The organism is Streptomyces sp. LZ34, assembly GCF_053890475.1.
Map to the genome: position 1 here is coordinate 5883083 of NZ_CM132680.1, position 17034 is coordinate 5900116.

17 protein-coding genes are annotated in these 17034 nt (G+C 70.2%); 3 read left to right on the forward strand and 14 right to left on the reverse strand.

Annotated features, from left to right (window positions below; all coding sequences use genetic code 11):
- Positions 1-8: 8 nt before the first annotated feature.
- Genes ACWY4P_RS23665 through ACWY4P_RS23680 form a run of 4 tightly spaced genes read right to left on the reverse strand, consistent with a single transcriptional unit; the run spans position 9 to position 3027 of the window.
- Entirely contained in the window at positions 9-1343 is a 1335-nt protein-coding gene (locus ACWY4P_RS23665) for an NADH-quinone oxidoreductase subunit D (RefSeq protein ID WP_456212536.1), read from the reverse strand.
- Positions 1343-2077 carry an NADH-quinone oxidoreductase subunit C gene (locus tag ACWY4P_RS23670; RefSeq protein WP_456212537.1) on the reverse strand — a complete coding sequence of 245 codons (735 nt, stop codon included), beginning with the start codon at positions 2075-2077 and terminating at the stop codon, positions 1343-1345. Before ACWY4P_RS23670 ends, ACWY4P_RS23665 begins: the two co-directional genes overlap by 1 nt.
- Complete coding sequence (locus ACWY4P_RS23675) at positions 2074-2628, reverse strand: NuoB/complex I 20 kDa subunit family protein (protein ID WP_014178683.1); 555 nt, start codon at positions 2626-2628, stop codon at positions 2074-2076. The genes ACWY4P_RS23670 and ACWY4P_RS23675 overlap by 4 nt, the downstream gene beginning before the upstream one ends.
- Positions 2629-2667: 39 nt before the next feature.
- Positions 2668-3027 (reverse strand): NADH-quinone oxidoreductase subunit A, encoded by a 360-nt coding sequence (locus ACWY4P_RS23680; protein WP_456212538.1) that lies wholly within the window; start codon positions 3025-3027, stop codon positions 2668-2670.
- Between the two features lie 718 nt (positions 3028-3745).
- Between ACWY4P_RS23680 and ACWY4P_RS23685 the strand changes: the two genes are divergently transcribed.
- Positions 3746-4576, forward strand: a complete 831-nt coding sequence (locus ACWY4P_RS23685; protein ID WP_456212539.1) for a C40 family peptidase — start codon at positions 3746-3748, stop codon at positions 4574-4576.
- Between the two features lie 449 nt (positions 4577-5025).
- Here ACWY4P_RS23685 and ACWY4P_RS23690 read toward each other — a convergent pair whose 3' ends face one another.
- On the reverse strand, positions 5026-5442 hold the full coding sequence (locus ACWY4P_RS23690) for a CBS domain-containing protein (protein WP_456212540.1): 417 nt from the start codon (positions 5440-5442) through the stop codon (positions 5026-5028).
- Between the two features lie 297 nt (positions 5443-5739).
- Here ACWY4P_RS23690 and ACWY4P_RS23695 point away from each other — a divergent pair, with 297 nt between their 5' ends.
- Positions 5740-6525, forward strand: a complete 786-nt coding sequence (locus ACWY4P_RS23695; RefSeq protein ID WP_456212541.1) for a VOC family protein — start codon at positions 5740-5742, stop codon at positions 6523-6525.
- Between the two features lie 58 nt (positions 6526-6583).
- On the opposite strand, the gene ACWY4P_RS23700 is transcribed toward ACWY4P_RS23695, so the two are convergent.
- The 6 genes from ACWY4P_RS23700 to ACWY4P_RS23725 all read right to left on the reverse strand — a co-directional run bounded on the left by ACWY4P_RS23700 (position 6584) and on the right by ACWY4P_RS23725 (position 13405).
- Positions 6584-7912 carry a geranylgeranyl reductase family protein gene (locus tag ACWY4P_RS23700; RefSeq protein ID WP_456212542.1) on the reverse strand — a complete coding sequence of 443 codons (1329 nt, stop codon included), beginning with the start codon at positions 7910-7912 and terminating at the stop codon, positions 6584-6586.
- Between the two features lie 186 nt (positions 7913-8098).
- Positions 8099-8791, reverse strand: a complete 693-nt coding sequence (locus ACWY4P_RS23705; protein WP_456212543.1) for a demethylmenaquinone methyltransferase — start codon at positions 8789-8791, stop codon at positions 8099-8101.
- A gap of 56 nt (positions 8792-8847) precedes the next feature.
- A complete protein-coding gene (locus ACWY4P_RS23710; protein ID WP_456212544.1) occupies positions 8848-9297 on the reverse strand; it encodes an imidazolonepropionase-like domain-containing protein in 450 nt (149 codons plus the stop codon).
- Positions 9297-10496 carry a cyclic dehypoxanthinyl futalosine synthase gene (gene mqnC / locus ACWY4P_RS23715; RefSeq protein ID WP_456212545.1) on the reverse strand — a complete coding sequence of 400 codons (1200 nt, stop codon included), beginning with the start codon at positions 10494-10496 and terminating at the stop codon, positions 9297-9299. The genes ACWY4P_RS23710 and mqnC overlap by 1 nt, the downstream gene beginning before the upstream one ends.
- A 210-nt stretch (positions 10497-10706) precedes the next feature.
- Positions 10707-12434 carry a serine/threonine-protein kinase gene (locus ACWY4P_RS23720; protein ID WP_456212546.1) on the reverse strand — a complete coding sequence of 576 codons (1728 nt, stop codon included), beginning with the start codon at positions 12432-12434 and terminating at the stop codon, positions 10707-10709.
- A 134-nt stretch (positions 12435-12568) separates the two neighbouring features.
- On the reverse strand, positions 12569-13405 hold the full coding sequence (locus ACWY4P_RS23725) for a menaquinone biosynthetic enzyme MqnA/MqnD family protein (protein ID WP_456213032.1): 837 nt from the start codon (positions 13403-13405) through the stop codon (positions 12569-12571).
- Positions 13406-13798: 393 nt separating this feature from the next.
- On the opposite strand from ACWY4P_RS23725, the gene ACWY4P_RS23730 reads away from it, so the two are divergent.
- Positions 13799-14002, forward strand: a complete 204-nt coding sequence (locus ACWY4P_RS23730; RefSeq protein WP_319688111.1) for a cold-shock protein — start codon at positions 13799-13801, stop codon at positions 14000-14002.
- A gap of 162 nt (positions 14003-14164) precedes the next feature.
- On the opposite strand, the gene ACWY4P_RS23735 is transcribed toward ACWY4P_RS23730, so the two are convergent.
- The 3 genes from ACWY4P_RS23735 to ctaD form a co-directional block, all read right to left on the reverse strand.
- Positions 14165-14812, reverse strand: coding sequence for a TetR/AcrR family transcriptional regulator (locus ACWY4P_RS23735; RefSeq protein ID WP_456212547.1), 648 nt, complete (start codon positions 14810-14812; stop codon positions 14165-14167).
- A gap of 143 nt (positions 14813-14955) precedes the next feature.
- Positions 14956-15321, reverse strand: a complete 366-nt coding sequence (locus ACWY4P_RS23740; RefSeq protein WP_456212548.1) for a hypothetical protein — start codon at positions 15319-15321, stop codon at positions 14956-14958.
- Positions 15322-15327: 6 nt separating this feature from the next.
- Positions 15328-17007 carry an aa3-type cytochrome oxidase subunit I gene (gene ctaD, locus ACWY4P_RS23745; protein WP_456212549.1) on the reverse strand — a complete coding sequence of 560 codons (1680 nt, stop codon included), beginning with the start codon at positions 17005-17007 and terminating at the stop codon, positions 15328-15330.
- Positions 17008-17034 lie beyond the last annotated feature (27 nt).

Sequence of the window (17034 nt, forward strand, 5' to 3'; positions counted from 1 at the left end):
TACGTCGGTCACCGGTCGACGCCTCCCATCACGGGGTCGATGGACGCCACGGCGACGATCACGTCGGCGACCTGGCCGCCCTCGCACATCGCCGCCACGGCCTGCAGGTTGGTGAAGGACGGGTCGCGGAAGTGCACCCGGTACGGGCGGGTGCCGCCATCGCTGACCACATGCACGCCCAGCTCGCCCTTGGGCGACTCGACGGCCGTGTACGCCTGTCCCGGCGGGACCCGGAACCCCTCGGTCACCAGCTTGAAGTGGTGGATCAGGGCCTCCATCGAGGTGCCCATGATCTTCTTGATGTGGTCGAGGGAGTTGCCGAGCCCGTCCGGCCCCAGCGCCAGCTGCGCCGGCCAGGCGATCTTCTTGTCCTCGACCATGACCGGTCCCGGCGCCAGCCGGTCCAGGCACTGCTCGACGATCCCCAGCGACTGGCGCATCTCCTCCAGCCGGATCAGGAAGCGGCCGTAGGCGTCGCAGGTGTCGGCGGTGGGGACCTCGAAGTCATAGGTCTCATAGCCGCAGTACGGCTGGGTCTTGCGCAGGTCGTGCGGCAGCCCGGTGGACCGCAGTATCGGGCCGGTCACGCCGAGCGCCATGCAGCCGGCCAGGTCGAGATAGCCGACGTCCTGCAGCCGGGCCTTGAAGATGGGGTTCCCGGTGGCGAGCTTGTCGTACTCGGCCATGTTCTTGCGCATCTTCTTCACGAAGGCGCGCACCTGGTCGACCGTCCCGGGCGGCAGGTCCTGGGAGAGCCCGCCGGGCCGGATGTACGCGTGGTTCATCCGCAGCCCGGTGATCAGCTCGAAGATGTCCAGGATCATCTCGCGGTCACGGAAGCCGTAGATCATGATGGTGGTCGCGCCCAGCTCCATGCCGCCGGTGGCGATCGCCACCAGGTGGGAGGAGAGCCGGTTGAGCTCCATCAGCATCACCCGGATGACCGTGGCCCGGTCCGGCACCTGCTCCTCGATGCCCAGCAGCTTCTCGACGCCCAGGCAGTACGCGGCCTCGTTGTAGAAGGGCGTCAGATAGTCCATGCGGGTCACGAAGGTGGTGCCCTGCGTCCAGTTCCGGAATTCGAGGTTCTTCTCGATGCCGGTGTGCAGATACCCGATGCCGCAGCGGGCCTCGGTGACCGTCTCGCCGTCGATCTCCAGGATCAGCCGCAGCACACCGTGGGTGGACGGGTGCTGCGGACCCATGTTGACGATGATCCGCTCGTCGTCGGCCCGGGACGCGGCGGCCACGACCTCGTCCCAGTCACCGCCGGTGACGGTGTAGACCGTGCCTTCGGTCGTCTCGCGCGCGGAGGCGGAGGGGGTTGCGTGGGTGGCAGACATCAGCTGTACGACCTCCGCTGGTCCGGAGCCGGGATCTGGGCGCCCTTGTACTCGACGGGGATGCCGCCGAGGGGGTAGTCCTTGCGCTGCGGGAAGCCCTGCCAGTCGTCGGGCATCATGATCCGCGTGAGCGCGGGGTGACCGTCGAAGATCAGGCCGAAGAAGTCGTACGCCTCGCGCTCGTGCCAGTCGTTCGTCGGATAGACGTCGACGATCGACGGGAGGTGCGGGTCGCTGTCGGGGACGCTCACCTCCAGCCGGATCAGCCGGTTGTGGGTGATCGAGCGCAGGTGGTAGACGGCGCGCAGCTCACGGCCCTTGTCGGCGGGGAAGTGGACGCCACTGACGCCCGTGCACAGCTCGAAGCGCAGCGCCGGGTCGTCGCGCAGGGTCCTGGCCACCCGCGGCAGGTGCTCGCGCGCGATGTGGAAGGTCAGCTCGCCGCGGTCCACGACGGTCTTCTCGATCGCGTTCTCCGGGACCAGCGACTGCTCCTCGAGCGCGCCTTCGAGCTCGTCGGCGACTTCGTCGAACCAGCCCCCGTACGGCCGGGTGGCCGGGCCCGGCAGCCGCACCGGCCGCACCAGGCCGCCGTAGCCCGAGGTGTCGCCGCCGTTGTTGGCGCCGAACATGCCGCGCTGGACGCGGATGGGCTCACCCTGGTCGCCTCGCCGGCCGGGGAGGTTCTCAGCGTTGAGGTCCTGGTCCGGGTTGACCCCATTGGCTTCAGTCAACGCAGCAGCCCCTTCATCTCGATCGTCGGGAGCGCCTTCAGCGCCGCTTCCTCCGCCTCGCGGGCCGCGCGCTCGCGGTTCACGCCGAGCTTCTCCTCGCGGATCTTCTGGTGCAGCTTGAGGATCGCGTCCAGGAGCATCTCGGGCCGCGGCGGGCAGCCGGGCAGATAGATGTCGACCGGGACGATGTGATCGACGCCCTGCACGATCGCGTAGTTGTTGAACATGCCGCCCGAGGAGGCGCACACGCCCATCGAGATGACCCATTTCGGATTCGGCATCTGGTCGTAGACCTGCCGCAGCACCGGGGCCATCTTCTGGCTGACGCGCCCGGCCACGATCATCAGATCGGCCTGCCGGGGCGAGCCGCGGAAGACCTCCATGCCGAAGCGGGCGAGGTCATAGCGCCCGGCGCCCGTGGTCATCATCTCGATGGCGCAGCAGGCGAGCCCGAAGGTGGCCGGGAAGACGGAGGACTTACGCGCCAGTCCCGCCGCCTGCTCCACGGTGGTCAGCAGGAAGCCGCTCGGCAGCTTGTCTTCGATACCCATGCGACGGTTCTCCTCTCACTCAGTCCCATTCCAGGCCGCTTAGTCCCACTCCAGGCCGCCGCGTCGCCACACATACGCGTAGGCGACGAAGACGGTGAGCACGAAGAGGAGCATCTCCACGAGCCCGAACAGCCCCATGGCGTCGAAGGTGACGGCCCAGGGGTAGAGGAAGACGATCTCGATGTCGAAGACGATGAAGAGCATCGCCGTCAGGTAGTACTTGATGGGGAAGCGCCCACCGCCGGCCGGATGTGGAGTTGGCTCGACGCCGCATTCATAGGCTTCGAGCTTGGCCCGGTTGTAGCGCTTGGGGCCGATGATCGTGGCCATGGCGACCGAGAAGATCGCAAAGCCTGCCCCGAGGGCTCCCAGTACGAGGATGGGCGCGTATGCGTTCACCGTCCTCGCTCCCTTCAGTCGACGATGACTGGTTGGCGGACCGCAACAGACTCACGGACCGCTCCCACGAAGATCGCGCACATGTGAGGCAGTTCACAAGCCCGTTTCGCCTGCATCCTATGCCCGGCGGTATGTGATCTGCGACACGGGGTGCAACAACGTCTTTGTGATCTCCACCACCTGACGAAGGATCATGAAGTCGGATGAGCGGTGATCTTGCACTCGAAGCATCCGATCGATCACGACAGGTGACATATGGATCCATCGTCACAGGTGAGCGACTTGCGCTCACTACAAGACATGGTACCTACATGCAAATTTGCCATGGAACGCCTCCGCCTGATATGAGGCATCCATCCCGATGGGTGACCCCGTCGCGGACCGCCGCGCCGTCACCCCACCCCGCCGCTCCTTGATCGCCACTACGCGCTTTCGTTCACGAGCCGGGTCGGGGAGTGAGGTATCCCACCCCGCAAAAGGTTGTGGATCTCAATTTGATGAGGATTCTTGGTGCGCGGGTCGGATTGATGGTAGGCCGCGCACGGGCCCGTCGAGGCCGCCAAATGCCGTGCGTATGCGCATGATCGATAAATTCGGACACGGCACCCAGGGCTCCGAACAAGATCAGGAACCCAGAATTCCGGGCATGTACGCGTCAAATGTGGCGCACGCCACTTTTCTTGATCCCGGCCTTTGGACCCTGATAGCCGTTGGACCCATGTCCCAGACCGCACACATACCCAGCCACCGGAAGCCCCGTCGTGCCGCTGCCTCCACGCGTGCACTCCGCACCGGGGTCACCGGTGGCTTCCTCGCGGTCGCCGGCGCCGCCGCACCCGCCCTGGCGGCCGAGCCGGCCGCCGCCGAGTCGACGCTCGAGATGCCGACCCTCGGCTCCACCCTGGCGAGCACCGCCGCGCAGTCCGCCGACGCCACCCAGCAGGCGGCCTCCGACTACCAGCTCCAGGCGCAGCAGGACCAGGCCGCCGCCAAGGCCAAGACCGCGGCGAAGAAGGCCAAGGTCGAGGCCGACCGCAAGGCCCAGGAGGCCAAGGAGGCGGCGCGCAAGGCCGCCGCCCGCCGCGCGGCCCAGGAGAAGGCCGAGCGGGCGTCCCGCACCGCCGAGCGCACCAGCCTCAGCACCGCGACGGCCAACGCCACGTCCAACGCCACGTCCACCGCGACGAAGGCGACCGGCAATGCCGCCACGCTCATCAACTTCCTGAAGGCCCAGGTGGGCAAGGCGTACGTGCTGGGCTCCAGCGGCCCCTCCTCGTACGACTGCTCCGGCCTGACCCAGGCCGCCTTCAACCAGATCGGCATCGGCCTGCCGCGCGTGTCGCAGGACCAGTCCAACCAGGGCACCGCCGTGTCGCTGGACAACCTTCAGCCCGGCGACCTCCTCTACTGGGGCGCCCGGGGCAACGCGTACCACGTTGGCGTCTACATCGGCGGCGGCAAGTTCATCGGCGCCCAGAACCCGAGCACCGGCATCGTCGAGCGCGACCTGAGCTACGACCCGCCGACCGGCGCCGTCCGCCTCCTCTAAGAGCCATCCCGTAAGTCTTGGGGGGATGGTCCGGTATGTGGTCGCAGCGCTCCGGCGTGGTCCTTGGGCCGCTCATTCGCGGGTCGGGTCTCATCCGGGGTTGCTGCGGCGCATGTCCGGAATCTGTCGAGCAGAGGCGCGCCACCAGGCTGGATGCGTGGTCGGCGAGCTGCCACGTGACTCGCGGCCCGAAGGTGCGGAGTCTCGCCGTGGTTGACTCGACGGGGCTTCTTGCAGCCCAACATGAGAACGACGACAATCCGATGAAGTCACGGCCTTCTTCAGGCTGCATCCGGAAATCACTTACGGGATAAGTCTTAGACCCTGGGGCCCTCAGGGAGAGCCAGGAGAGCCAGGAAGTCCGAGCGAGCCGCATGGGGCCGCCTTCCCGCACGTCGCGTCCGCGTCCGGGGCGGCGGCCTCATTCCGTGCCCGGGTCAGGCATGGGCCTATGCGTAGACCTTCTCCACGAATTCGGCGATCTGGGGTTCGCTGAGGTGGTGGGCCAGATCGGCCTCGCTGATGATGCCGACCAGCCGCTTGTCCTTGTCGATCACCGGCAGCCTGCGGATCTTGTTCTGCTCCATCTCCCGGAGCACATCGCTGACGTCCGCGTCGGCCGGGATCCAGCGCGGCGTGCCCTTGGCCAGCTCCCCCGCCGTCGTCCTGGCACAGTCCTTGCCCTCGGCGACACAGCCGACGACGATGTCGCGGTCGGTCAGGATGCCGCACAGCCGTTCGTTCTCGTCGGCGATCGGCAGCGCCCCGACGTTCAGGTCCCGCATCAGCTGGGCCGCGCGGTCCAGCGTCTGGGACGCGGGTACCCACTGCGCGCCCGGGTGCATGATGTCTGCGGCCTTGGTCATGGTGTGTCCTCCTGACGGCCCACCGGCGGCGGAACCGGCCCGCGGGCCCCATCCGGTGTCACCGCGGCCGACGCCACGGCGCCCCCCTCTCCTTCAATGTCACCACCGCCCCGGCCACCTCGCGACCGGCGCCGCCCGCGGCCCTCCCGGGCCGCCTCGCCGTCCCCGCCTCCCAGCGGCGGCCTCCGGTGCCCGGTGCCAGACTGAGAACTGCCGGGGCGGCCGCCGTCGCCTCCCGCGGCGGCGCGGGATTCGGCCCCGGCGACCCCGGCTCAACGGATCCGCCAAGGAGCACGCATGCTCACCACCGACTACGTCCCCGGCGCCCCCGACTGGCTCGACCTCGGCACCCCCGACACCGACACTGCCGCCGCCTTCTACACCGGCCTGTTCGGCTGGACTTCGGAGTCGGCCGGTCCCGAAGCGGGCGGCTACGGCTTCTTCACGAAGGACCGGAAGACGGTCGCGGCCCTCGGCCCGCTCCACGAGGAGAGCGCGCGCCCCGCCTGGACCCCGTACTTCCACACCACCGATGCCGCGGGCACCGCCGCGCTGGTCGCGGAGGCGGGCGGCACGGTGCGCACCGAACCGTTCGACGTCTTCGACGAGGGGCGGATGGCCCAGTTCACCGACCCCGGCGGCGCCCGGTTCGCCGTCTGGCAGCCCGGCAAGACCCAGGGCCTCGAGGCGGTCACCGAAGAGGGCACGTTGTGCTGGGTGGAGCTGCACACCCCCGACCCGGTCGCCAATCTCGCCTTCTACCACACGGTCTTCGCCTGGACCGCCGAGGAGATGCCGTTCTCCGGCGGGACCTACACCGTGCTCTCCACGGCCGGGCGCGGCCGTGAGGGCTCCTTCGGCGGCATGGCGCCGCTCCAGCAGGGGCACGACGTCCCGCAGTGGCTGCCGTACTTCGAGGTGGCGGACTGCGACCTGATCGTCGACCGGGCCGAGAAGCTCGGCGCCTCGGTGCTGATGCCCGCCATGACGGCCGAGGACATCGGCCGCATGGCCTGGCTGGCCGACCCGGCCGGCGCGCACTTCGCCGTCATCACGAGCGCCAACCCGGCGACGGCCGCCTGAGCCTCGCCGGGCTGATCCATCGCCGGGCTGATCCATCGCCGGGCTGAGCCTTGCCCGGTCAGGCCTTAGGGGCCACCTTCGCCAGGCCGTTGATGATGCGGTCCATCGCGTCGCCGCCCGTCGGGTCGGTGAGGTTGGCCATCAGCTTCAGCGTGAACCGCATGAGCATCGGGTGGGTCAGACCGCGCTGGGCCGCCAGCTTCATGACCGTCGGATTGCCGATCAGCTTCACGAAGGCCCGGCCCAGCGTGTAGTAGCCGCCGTAGGTGTCCTTGATGACCTTCGGGTAGCGCTGGAGGGCCAGTTCGCGGCGGGCGGCGGTGGCGCGGGCGTGGGCCTGGACCACAACATCCGCCGCGATCCGGCCGGATTCCATCGCATAGGCGATGCCCTCGCCGTTGAACGGGTTGACCATGCCGCCCGCGTCACCCACCAGCAGCAGCCCCCGGGTGTAGTGCGGCTGGCGGTTGAAGGCCATGGGGAGGGCGGCGCCGCGGATCGGGCCGGTCATGTTCTCCGGGGTGTAGCCCCAGTCCTCGGGCATCGAGGCACACCACGCCTTGAGCACCTCGCGCCAGTCCAGCTCCTTGAACGAGGCGGAGGTGTTGAGCACGCCGAGGCCGACATTGCTGGTGCCGTCGCCCATGCCGAAGATCCAGCCGTAGCCGGGCAGCAGCCGGTCCTGGGGGCCGCGGCGGTCCCACAACTCCAGCCAGGACTCCAGGTAGTCGTCGTCGTGGCGGGGCGAGGTGAAGTACGTCCGCACCGCCACGCCCATCGGCCGGTCCTCGCGCCGGTGCAGCCCCATGGCCAGCGAGAGCCGGGTGGAGTTGCCGTCCGCGGCGACCACCAGCGGGGCGTGGAAGGTGACCGGCGTCTTCTCCAGGCCGAGCTTGGCCTCGACGCCGGTGACCTTGCCCGTACGGTCGTCGATGACCGGGGCGCCCACGTTGCAGCGCTCGTACAGCCGGGCGCCGGCCTTCTGGGCCTGCCGCGCCAGCTGCTCGTCGAAGTCGTCGCGCTTGCGGACCAGCCCGTAGTCCGGGTACGAGGCCAGCTCCGGCCAGTCGAGCTCCAGCCGCACCCCGCCGCCGATGATCCGCAGGCCCCGGTTGCGCAGCCAGCCCGCCTCCTCGGAGACGTCGATGCCCATGGCGACGAGCTCCTTGGTGGCGCGCGGGGTCAGGCCGTCGCCGCACACCTTCTCGCGCGGGAACGCCGTCTTCTCCAGCAGCAGCACGTCCAGGCCGGCCTTGGCGAGGTAGTACGCGGTGGTGGAGCCGGCGGGCCCGGCGCCGACGACGATGACGTCGGCGGTCCGCTCCGAGGAGGCTCCTCCGGCTACCGCCGGGCGGTGCCCCTTCTCGGTGGGTGCGGTCTCGCTCACGCGGGTCTCCCGAAGGGCTCGGTAACGGCGTGCCGGTCGCGCCGGGCACTGGACAGCTGCAGTCTATAAAGCGTGCTCCGGCCGATACGGAGGGCCACCCCCGGTGGTGCTCACCCGCGCTGACGGCTTGACGCCCCGGTGCTTACCGTTTGACGCCCTGATGCCTACGGCCTGACGCCCCGGTGCCTACGGCTTGACGCCCCGGTGGAGGGCGACGATCCCGCCCGTCAGATCGCGCCAGGCGACCTTCGCCCAGCCCGCCCGGCCCAGCCGCGCGGCCAGCCCGGGCTGGTCGGGCCAGGCCCGGATCGACTCGGCGAGGTAGACGTACGCGTCCGGGTTGCTGCTGACCGCGGTCGCGACCGGCGGCAGCGCGCGCATCAGGTACTCGGTGTAGACGGTGCGCAGCGGCCGCCAGGTGGGGTGGCTGAACTCGCAGATCACGATGCGGCCGCCGGGCCTGGTCACGCGCAGCAGTTCACGCAGCGCGGTGTCCGTGTCCTGGACGTTGCGCAGCCCGAAGGAGATCGTGACGGCGTCGAAGGCCCCGTCGGCGAAGGGCAGCCGGGTCGCGTCGCCCGCCGTGAGCGGCAGCCGCGGGTGGCGCCGCTTGCCCTCCCGGAGCATTCCGAGCGAGAAGTCGCAGGGGACGACGTACGCGCCGGCGGCGGCGAACGGCAGCGAGGAGGTGCCCGTACCGGCGGCCAGGTCGAGCACGCGCTCACCGGGGCGCGCGGCGACGGCCCGTGCCACGGCTTTGCGCCACAGCCGGGCCTGCCCGAGCGACAGCACGTCGTTGGTGAGGTCGTACTTGGCCGCCACGTCGTCGAACATCGCGGCGACTTCGTGCGGCTGCTTGTCCAGGGATGCTCGGGTCACGCCCCCATTGTTCACCCGGCCCCGCCGCGCCCCGCGCGGGACCCCGCCCGCGTCGCTCAGCGGCGGCGGTGCACCAGCCGTCCGGCGAGCACCGTGGCCACGCACGCGCCGTCCGCGTCGAAGGCCGCGAGGTCGGCCCGGCCGGTCTCGGCCAGCGCGGGCGGGCGCGGCCGGTCCAGGACGGCGACGCCGCCGCGCCGCGCGGCCGCCAGCAGCTCGGGGTCGGTGACCCGCGCCGCGACGACGGCCGTCGCTCCCAGCCGCAGCAGCGCGTGGATCCGCTCGCGCGGGCTGGGCGCGTCCGGCACCGGCGTGTCGTGGACCAGGCCCGGCCCCAGCGTGCCGGGCCAGTGGCGCACCCGGGCCCGCGGATACGTCCGGAGCAGCGCGTCCAGCGGCCCGACAGCCGCGATCCGGTCACCGTCGACCGCGACGGCGGCATCGCGCAGCGGCGCCGCGTCGTCGGGGGTGAGCCGGACGAGGGGCGCCGCGTGGAGGGTGAGCATCAGGAGGCGTCGATGAGCTTCAGCTCGGGGTGGGCGGTGCCGCCCTCCAGCGCCGTCGACGACAGGTGGGAGACGACCTGGTCGTCGACCGGGTCGTTCGCCGGGTCGTCGTGCACGACCAGGTGCTCGTAGGTGGTGGCGCGCTGCGCGGGCACCCGCCCCGCCGTACGGATGAGGTGGAGCAGCTCCATCCGGTTGGACCGGTGCCGGGCGCCCGCCGAGGAGACCACGTTCTCCTCCAGCATCACCGAGCCGAGGTCGTCCGCGCCGTAGTGCAGCGACAGCTGACCGGCCTCCTTGCCGACGGTCAGCCAGGAACCCTGGATATGGGCCACGTTGTCGAGGAACAGCCGGGCGATCGCGATCATCCGCAGGTACTCGAAGACCGTCGCCTGCGTCTGCCCCTTCAGGTGGTTGTTCTCGGGCTGGTAGGTGTACGGAATGAAGGCGCGGAAGCCGCCCGTGCGGTCCTGCACATCGCGGATCATGCGGATGTGCTCGATCCGCTCCGCGTTCGTCTCGCCGGTGCCCATGAGCATCGTGGAGGTGGACTCGACCCCGAGGTTGTGGGCGGTCTCCATGATCTCCAGCCAGCGCTCGCCCGACTCCTTCAGCGGCGCGATGGCCTTGCGCGGCCGCTCGGGCAGCAGTTCGGCGCCCGCGCCCGCGAAGGAGTCCAGGCCCGCGTCGTGGATGCGGCGGATCGCCTCCTCGGCCGAGACGCCGGAGATCCGGGCCATGTGCTCGATCTCGGAGGCCCCCAGCGAATGGATCACCAGCTGCGGGAATTCCTTCTTGATGGCCGAGAAGTGCTTCTCGTAGTACTCCACCCCGAAGTCCGGGTGGTGGCCGCCCTGGAACATGATCTGCGTGCCGCCGAGTTCGACGGTCTCGGCGCAGCGGCGCAGGATGTCGTCGAGGTCACGGGTCCAGCCCTTGGCGGTGTCCTTGGGCGGGGCGTAGAAGGCGCAGAACTTGCAGGCGGTCACGCAGACGTTGGTGTAGTTGATGTTCCGCTCGATGATGTACGTCGCGATGTGCTCGATGCCCGCGTAGCGACGGCGGCGGGCCGCGTCGGCGGCGGCGCCGAGCGCGTGCAGCGGGGCGGACCGGTACAGGTCCAGCGCCTCCCGCGGGGTGATGCGGCCCCCGGCGGCGGCGCGGTCGAGGACGGCGTGAAGCGATGCGTTCTCGGTCACCGGGGCGTCCCTTTCGGCGGGTTGCGGACGGACTGCCCCAGCGTACGCCAGCCCTCACGGCCCGCCGCCGAGGCCCCGCGACGACGCACAGGCGACTCCGCGACGATGCACAGGCGACCCCTAAGAGACCTCTAAGCGACCCCTGAGCGACCTCTGAGCGACCCCTGAGCGACTCGGCGGCGGCTCTTCGGCGGGCCCCGGAACGGGCGGTCAGTTGGCCTTGCGCAGCGTGCCGCTCGGGTTGCCCCCCTCCTCGTCCGCCGCCTTGTAGCGCACCGAGCCGTCCGAGGCGAGCGTCAACCGCTCATCGGCCGAGCCGGTGCTACAGCCCGTCTGCTGCTCGCTTTCCTTGATCCGCGAGTCGAGGACCAGCGCGGTCGAGGTGGCCGAGACCAGCTTCCAGCTGCTGTCGCAGCGGAGCACCGACAGCTCGACCCGGCCGCTGCCGACCCGGTCCCCCGGCTTCCCCGCGCGGATGGTGATGGTCAGCTCGCCCCCGGGCAGGCCGGATTCGGTGGTCAGATCGCCCTTCCAGGTGCCGAGGAACGCTTTGGGCACGCTCTTGCGGGAACCCTGGTCCGAGCCGTCGCCATCGTCGTCCGACGCCCCAGTGCTGGGCCCCTGGGTCGCGGCGGCGTCGTTACTGCCGTCCCCGCCCCCGCCGGTCCCCGGCAGCACATGGAACACGACGGCCGCCGTCGTGGCGGCGGCCAGCGCGCCCGCGATCGACAGCACCAGTGTGCAGCTGAGCGCCTTCGGCCGGTTCTTGCCCCCGATGGTGGCGGACACCGCGACCCTGCGTTCCTCGGGCGGCCGTCCGTCGGCCGGCGCGGGCGCGCCGGGAGCCCGGCCCTGGTCCACGGCCGCCTGGGCCAGGCGGCCGTACGACGGGTCCGGCGGGCCGAACGCCCCCAGGGGCGTCGCGGGCGCGTCCGCCGACGCCGCCGGGGTCGCGGGCGCCGTGGGGATCACCGGAACGGCGGGCGTCCCGGGGGGCGACTGAGCCGCCGACGTGGTCGCGGGGGCGGCGGGCGACAAGGTGTCCAGGTCGAGGAGGACCACCGCCTGCCGGCTCACCCGCTCGACCAGCGCCCCCGGCAACCACCCCGGCCGCACCAGGCCCGAGGCGCCCCCGTCCGGGGCGAGGCGGCTCACGATCCGCTCCGGGGTGGGCCGGGCGGACGGGTCCTTGGCCAGACAGGCGGCGACCAGGTCCCGCAGATCCCCGGTCAGGCCGCGGCCGAGCCGGGCCTCTTCGTGGACCACCTTGTAGAGCAGCGCGGCGGAGCTGTCGCCCGGAAAGGGCGGCTCTCCCGTCGCCGCGTACGCCAGCACGGCGCCCAGCGAGAAGACGTCGGCCGCCCCGTCCACGCCCATGCCCAGGATCTGCTCGGGCGCCATATAGCCGGGCGAGCCGATCGAGGCGCCGGTGGAGGTCAGCGACACGGTGCCCTGCGTGGCCCGCGCTATGCCGAAGTCGATCAGGCGCGGGCCGTCCAGGGCGAGCAGTACGTTGGACGGCTTGACGTCGCGGTGGACCAGCCCCAGCGCGTGCACGGCGACCAGGGCCTCCGCCAGCCCGGCGCCCAGGGCCCGTACGGCCGGCTCGGGCAGCGGCCCCTCGTCGGCGATGGCCCGGCTCAGGGACGGGCCCGCGACATAGCCCGTGGCCACCCACGGGACGCGCGCGTCCGGGTCGGCGTCCAGGACCGGCGCGGTCCACTCCCCGCCGACCCGCCGCGCGGCCTCCACCTCGCGCCGGAACCGGGCACGGAACCCCGCGTCGAGCGAGAAGTGCGCGTGCACGACCTTCACCGCCACGGTCCGGCCGCCCGCGCTACGCCCCACGAAGACCCGGCCCATGCCGCCCGAGCCGAGCCGCCCGAGCAGCCGGTAGGCGCCGATGACCTGTGGGTCCTCCGCTTCCAGCGGCTCCATCCCGTTGCTCCCCCTCGCCTGCTCCCCCTCGCCCGCGCCGCTCCAGCTTAGGTCCTGCCCCGGACATACCGCCTGGAGCAGGACCCGATGCGCGCGAAGCCGTTACACCGAACCGCGGGACCGTTGCGCCGAGGTCACGCCGTACCGCCCGGGCCGGAGCCCAGGTCCGCCGGGCGCACCCGTACGTCGGCGGGGTAGCCGGCCACCGGGCCGGTGCGGCGCGCGAACTCGGCGATGCCCTCCAACTGGCGCTCGCCCAGGCTGAAGTCGAGGGTGGTGAAGTAGCGCTCAAGGACCGGCGCCTCCAGCGCCTCCCAGCGCGCCGCCTGCTCGGCGACCTTGGTGACCTCCACCAGGGACAGGTCGCGGGAGTCGAGAAACGCCTCGTGCACCTTGTGGACGATCTCCGGCTCGCGCTCCATGTACTCGCGGCGCGCCGCCCACACCGCGAAGACGAACGGCAGCCCGGTCCACTCCTTCCACATCTGCCCCAGGTCGTGGACCTGGAGGCCGAGCTTCGGGGCGTAGTGCAGATTGGCGCGCAGCGCCGCGTCGCCGATGAGCACCGCCGCGTCCGCTTCCTGCATCATCAGGCTGAGGTCGGGCGGGCAGGTGTAGTAGTCGGGGGTGATCCCGTAGCGCTCGGCGAGCAGCAGCCGCGCCAGGCGTACGGAGGTGCGCGAGGCCGAGCCGAGGGCGACCCGGGCCCGGTCCAGCTGCTCGAGCGGCAGCTGCGAGACGATCACGCAGGACATGACGGGCCCGTCGCAGCCGACCGCGATGTCGGGCAGCGCCACCAGGTCGTCGGCGTTGCGCAGGAACTCCACGAGGCTGATCGGGCCGATGTCGAGATCGCCGCGGACCAGCTTGTCGTTGAGCGCGTCCGGGGTGTCCTTGGTGAGCTCGACGTCCAGGAGGGCGCCGCTGGTGGCCAGGCCCCAGTAGAGGGGCAGACAGTTGAGGTACTGGATGTGGCCGACCCTCGGCCGGGTCCGGCAGGGCGGGTGGGCGCTGCCTTCGGCGGTCGTGGCGTCGTATGTACTCCGGGCGGGGGAACTCGGTGAATTGTCCACATACGGAGGCTAGCCGCGCATGCCGCGGACGGCGGCGGCGGGGGCGGCCCCGGGGCCGGGGCAATCAGCCCGACCTGCGGTACTATCCAATCTGTCGGCCAGGGAAACCCTTCGAATTCGTGATCTTCGGCTCTTTCCCCGCGCACACGCAGCGTGCTAAGCTCGCCGCAAGTTGCAGTTTGGTTTCCTTGCAGTACAAAGCCTGCGGAGCATGTAACCGCGGGCTTTTGTAGATTTTCAGACTTCTTGCAGGTTCTGGAGCAGGGCAACCCTTTGGCCCAAGGAGGGCTTATGGCTACCGGAACCGTCAAGTGGTTCAACGCCGAGAAGGGCTTCGGCTTCATCGCCCAAGACGGCGGCGGCCCCGATGTCTTCGTTCACTACTCCGCGATCAACGCGACTGGTTTCCGCTCTCTGGAGGAAAACCAGGCCGTTACCTTCGACGTCACCCAGGGCCCGAAGGGCCCGCAGGCGGAGAACGTCAGCGCGGCCTGAGTAAGCAGTACCCAAGGAGCTCCGCCCCCGCTTCGGCGGGGGCGGAGCTCCTGCCTTGTTTTCGACCTTGAACTCTTTCATATTCGCTTAATCGCTTATTCACGTGGGTTTTCGCCGCTGTTTCGCGGCGAAGCAGCGCGGGGCGGGCACGGGAGCGCGCGCCTACGCCGGTGCGGGCTCGCCGGGCGACCAGCGTTCGCCCCGCAGCAGGTTGCCAAGACCCGCCCAGGCGAAGTTCATCAGCGTGGCCGCCGCCTCCTCGGCCGAAGGCCCCCCGCCCGCCCGGTCGCCCGCCCACTCGGCCAGCGACTCCGCCGCGCCCACCAGCGCGTACGCGAGCCCGGAGGCCTCGCCGCCGGTCATCCGGCCCGTCCGCGCCGCCCCGCACCCGTTCTCCCGCACGGCCGCCCAGAGCAGGTGGGTGACGAACTCGACGATCTCCGCCCGCATCGCGGCGACCTCCCGCGCGAAGGGGTCGCCGTGCGTACGGGCCTGGACGTGCAGCAGCGCCCATCCGTCCGGGTGCTCGGCGGTGTGGGTGAAGAAGCCGTGCAGCCCGCTCCAGAGTCGCCGGTCGGCGGGCGCGTCATGCTCGACGGCGGCCCGTATCGCCGCCACCAGCAAGGCGGCCTCCCGCCGGATGCACGCCGCGAACAACTCGTCCTTGGAGTTCAGATACAGATAGACCAGCGGCTTGGAGACCCCCGCCTGCTCGGCGATGTCGTCCATGGAGGCGTTCCTGTAGCCGCGCCGCGCGAAGGTCCGTACGGCCGCGTCGAGCATCTGCTGCTCACGCACCGCCCTCGGCATCCGCCTGCTCTTCGTCGCCCCGCCCACTGCGGCCGCCCCCTTCGCCCGTGCCCGCCCGGCGCCCCTCGGTCACCGGGTCCGCCTGGCCGCCGTCAAGCCTAAGGCTGCTGAGAACCCCTCACATCAGTTCCGGAAGATCAGGATCATGGCGTCACGCCCAGGGCCGCCCACAGCGCGACGGCGCCCACGACCGCCAGAACCGTCATGGCCGCCAGGACCCCCGCGATGCAGCGGCACAGCAGACGCCGCCGCAGCTCGTCGTAGCGCGCCGTGTACTCGGCGCGCAGCTCCTCGCAGCGGTCGACGATGCGGCGCAGCATGCGCCGGGACAGCTCGACACGCTCCTCGGCGTACAGGCGGACCACCTCCTCCCGCTGGGCGGCGGTGAGCCAGGCCAGCCGTCCGGCGAACGCCTCGGCCTCCGCCCGGGCGTCGCCGAGCTCGCTCTGGCACAGCAGATAGCCCTCCAGCCGGGCGATGCCCGACTCGATCTCGTAGGGATCGGGCACGCGTGCCTACGCCCGCTCGCGCTGCGGCGATTCGGATTCGGCCGCGATGTCGGGGTGGTGCAGGTTGAAAGCGGGGGATTCGCTGCGGATCTTGGGCAGGGCGAGGAAGTTGTGCCGCGGCGGCGGACAGGAGGTCGCCCATTCCAGCGACCGCCCGTATCCCCAGGGATCGTCCACGGTCACCTTCTCCCCGTATTGGGCGGTCTTCCAGACGTTGTAGAGGAACGGGAAGGTGGACAGGCCGAGCAGGAACGCGCCGATCGTGGAGACGGTGTTCAGCGCGGTGAAGCCGTCCGCGGCCAGATAGTCGGCGTAGCGCCGCGGCATTCCCTTGACGCCGAGCCAGTGCTGGACGAGGAAGGTGGTGTGAAAACCGGTGAAGAGCGTCCAGAAGTGAATTTTCCCGAGCCGCTCGTCGAGCATTTTTCCGGTGAATTTCGGCCACCAGAAGTAGAAGCCGCCGAACATCGCGAACACCACGGTGCCGAAGACGACGTAGTGGAAGTGGGCGACCACGAAATAACTGTCGCTGACATGGAAGTCGAGGGGCGGCGAGGCCAGGAGCACCCCGGTGAGCCCGCCGAACAGGAAGGTGACGAGGAATCCGACGGCCCACAGCATCGGCGTCTCGAAGGACAGCGACCCCTTCCACATCGTCCCGATCCAGTTGAAGAACTTCACCCCGGTGGGCACCGCGATGAGGAAGGACATGAAGGCGAAGAACGGCAGTAGCACCGCCCCGGTGACGAACATGTGGTGCGCCCACACCGTGGCCGACAGCCCGGTGATGGAGATGGTCGCGGCGACCAGACCCGCGTACCCGAAGATCGGCTTGCGGCTGAACACCGGAATGATCTCGGTGATCACCCCGAAGAACGGCAGCGCGATGATGTAGACCTCGGGATGGCCGAAGAACCAGAACAGGTGCTGCCACAACAGCGCCCCGCCGTTGGACGGGTCGTAGACCCGCGCCCCGAACTTGCGGTCCGCCTCCAGCGCGAAGAGCGTCGCGGCCAGCACCGGGAAAACCATGATCACCAGCACGCTGGTGAGCAGGATGTTCCAGGTGAAGATCGGCATCCGGAACATCGTCATACCCGGGGCGCGCATGCAGACGATCGTGGTGATGAAGTTGACCGCGCCCAGGATCGTGCCGAACCCGGAAAAGGCGAGCCCCATGACCCACATATCGCCGCTCACATTCGGCGAATGCGTCTTGTCCGACAGTGGCGTATAGGCGAACCAGCCGAAGTCGGCGGCCCCGCCCGGGGTGAGGAATCCGGCCACCGCGATGAGCGAGCCGAAGAGATAGAGCCAGTAGGCGAACATGTTCAGCCGCGGGAACGCCACGTCCGGGGCGCCGATCTGCAGCGGCATGATGGCGTTGGCGAAACCGGCGAACAGCGGCGTCGCGAACATCAGCATCATGATCGTGCCATGCATGGTGAACGCCTGGTTGAACTGCTCATTGGAGATGAGCTGGGTGCCCGGCCGCGCCAGTTCCGCCCGCATCACCATCGCCAGCAGCCCGGCGAAGAGGAAGAAGGCGAAGGACGTCACCATGTACAAGGTGCCGATCTTCTTGTGATCGGTCGTGGTCAGCCAATTGATGATGACCGTGCCCACTGTGTTCCGGCTTTCCCGGTCGGGCTCCCGCTGCTCCGCCCGCCTCGCCTCTACCGCCATTGCTCCTCCGCCCGACGCCGTACGCGT

Coding starts and splice junctions, on each gene's coding strand:
- ACWY4P_RS23665 (WP_456212536.1), bottom strand. CDS start 1,343: ATGTCTGCCACCCACGCAACCCCCTCCGCCTCCGCGCGCGAGACGACC.
- ACWY4P_RS23675 (WP_014178683.1), bottom strand. CDS start 2,628: ATGGGTATCGAAGACAAGCTGCCGAGCGGCTTCCTGCTGACCACCGTG.
- ACWY4P_RS23685 (WP_456212539.1), top strand. CDS start 3,746: ATGTCCCAGACCGCACACATACCCAGCCACCGGAAGCCCCGTCGTGCC.
- ACWY4P_RS23690 (WP_456212540.1), bottom strand. CDS start 5,442: ATGACCAAGGCCGCAGACATCATGCACCCGGGCGCGCAGTGGGTACCC.
- ACWY4P_RS23695 (WP_456212541.1), top strand. CDS start 5,740: ATGCTCACCACCGACTACGTCCCCGGCGCCCCCGACTGGCTCGACCTC.
- ACWY4P_RS23710 (WP_456212544.1), bottom strand. CDS start 9,297: ATGCTCACCCTCCACGCGGCGCCCCTCGTCCGGCTCACCCCCGACGAC.
- ACWY4P_RS23720 (WP_456212546.1), bottom strand. CDS start 12,434: ATGGAGCCGCTGGAAGCGGAGGACCCACAGGTCATCGGCGCCTACCGG.
- ACWY4P_RS23730 (WP_319688111.1), top strand. CDS start 13,799: ATGGCTACCGGAACCGTCAAGTGGTTCAACGCCGAGAAGGGCTTCGGC.
- ACWY4P_RS23735 (WP_456212547.1), bottom strand. CDS start 14,812: ATGCCGAGGGCGGTGCGTGAGCAGCAGATGCTCGACGCGGCCGTACGG.
- ctaD (WP_456212549.1), bottom strand. CDS start 17,007: ATGGCGGTAGAGGCGAGGCGGGCGGAGCAGCGGGAGCCCGACCGGGAA.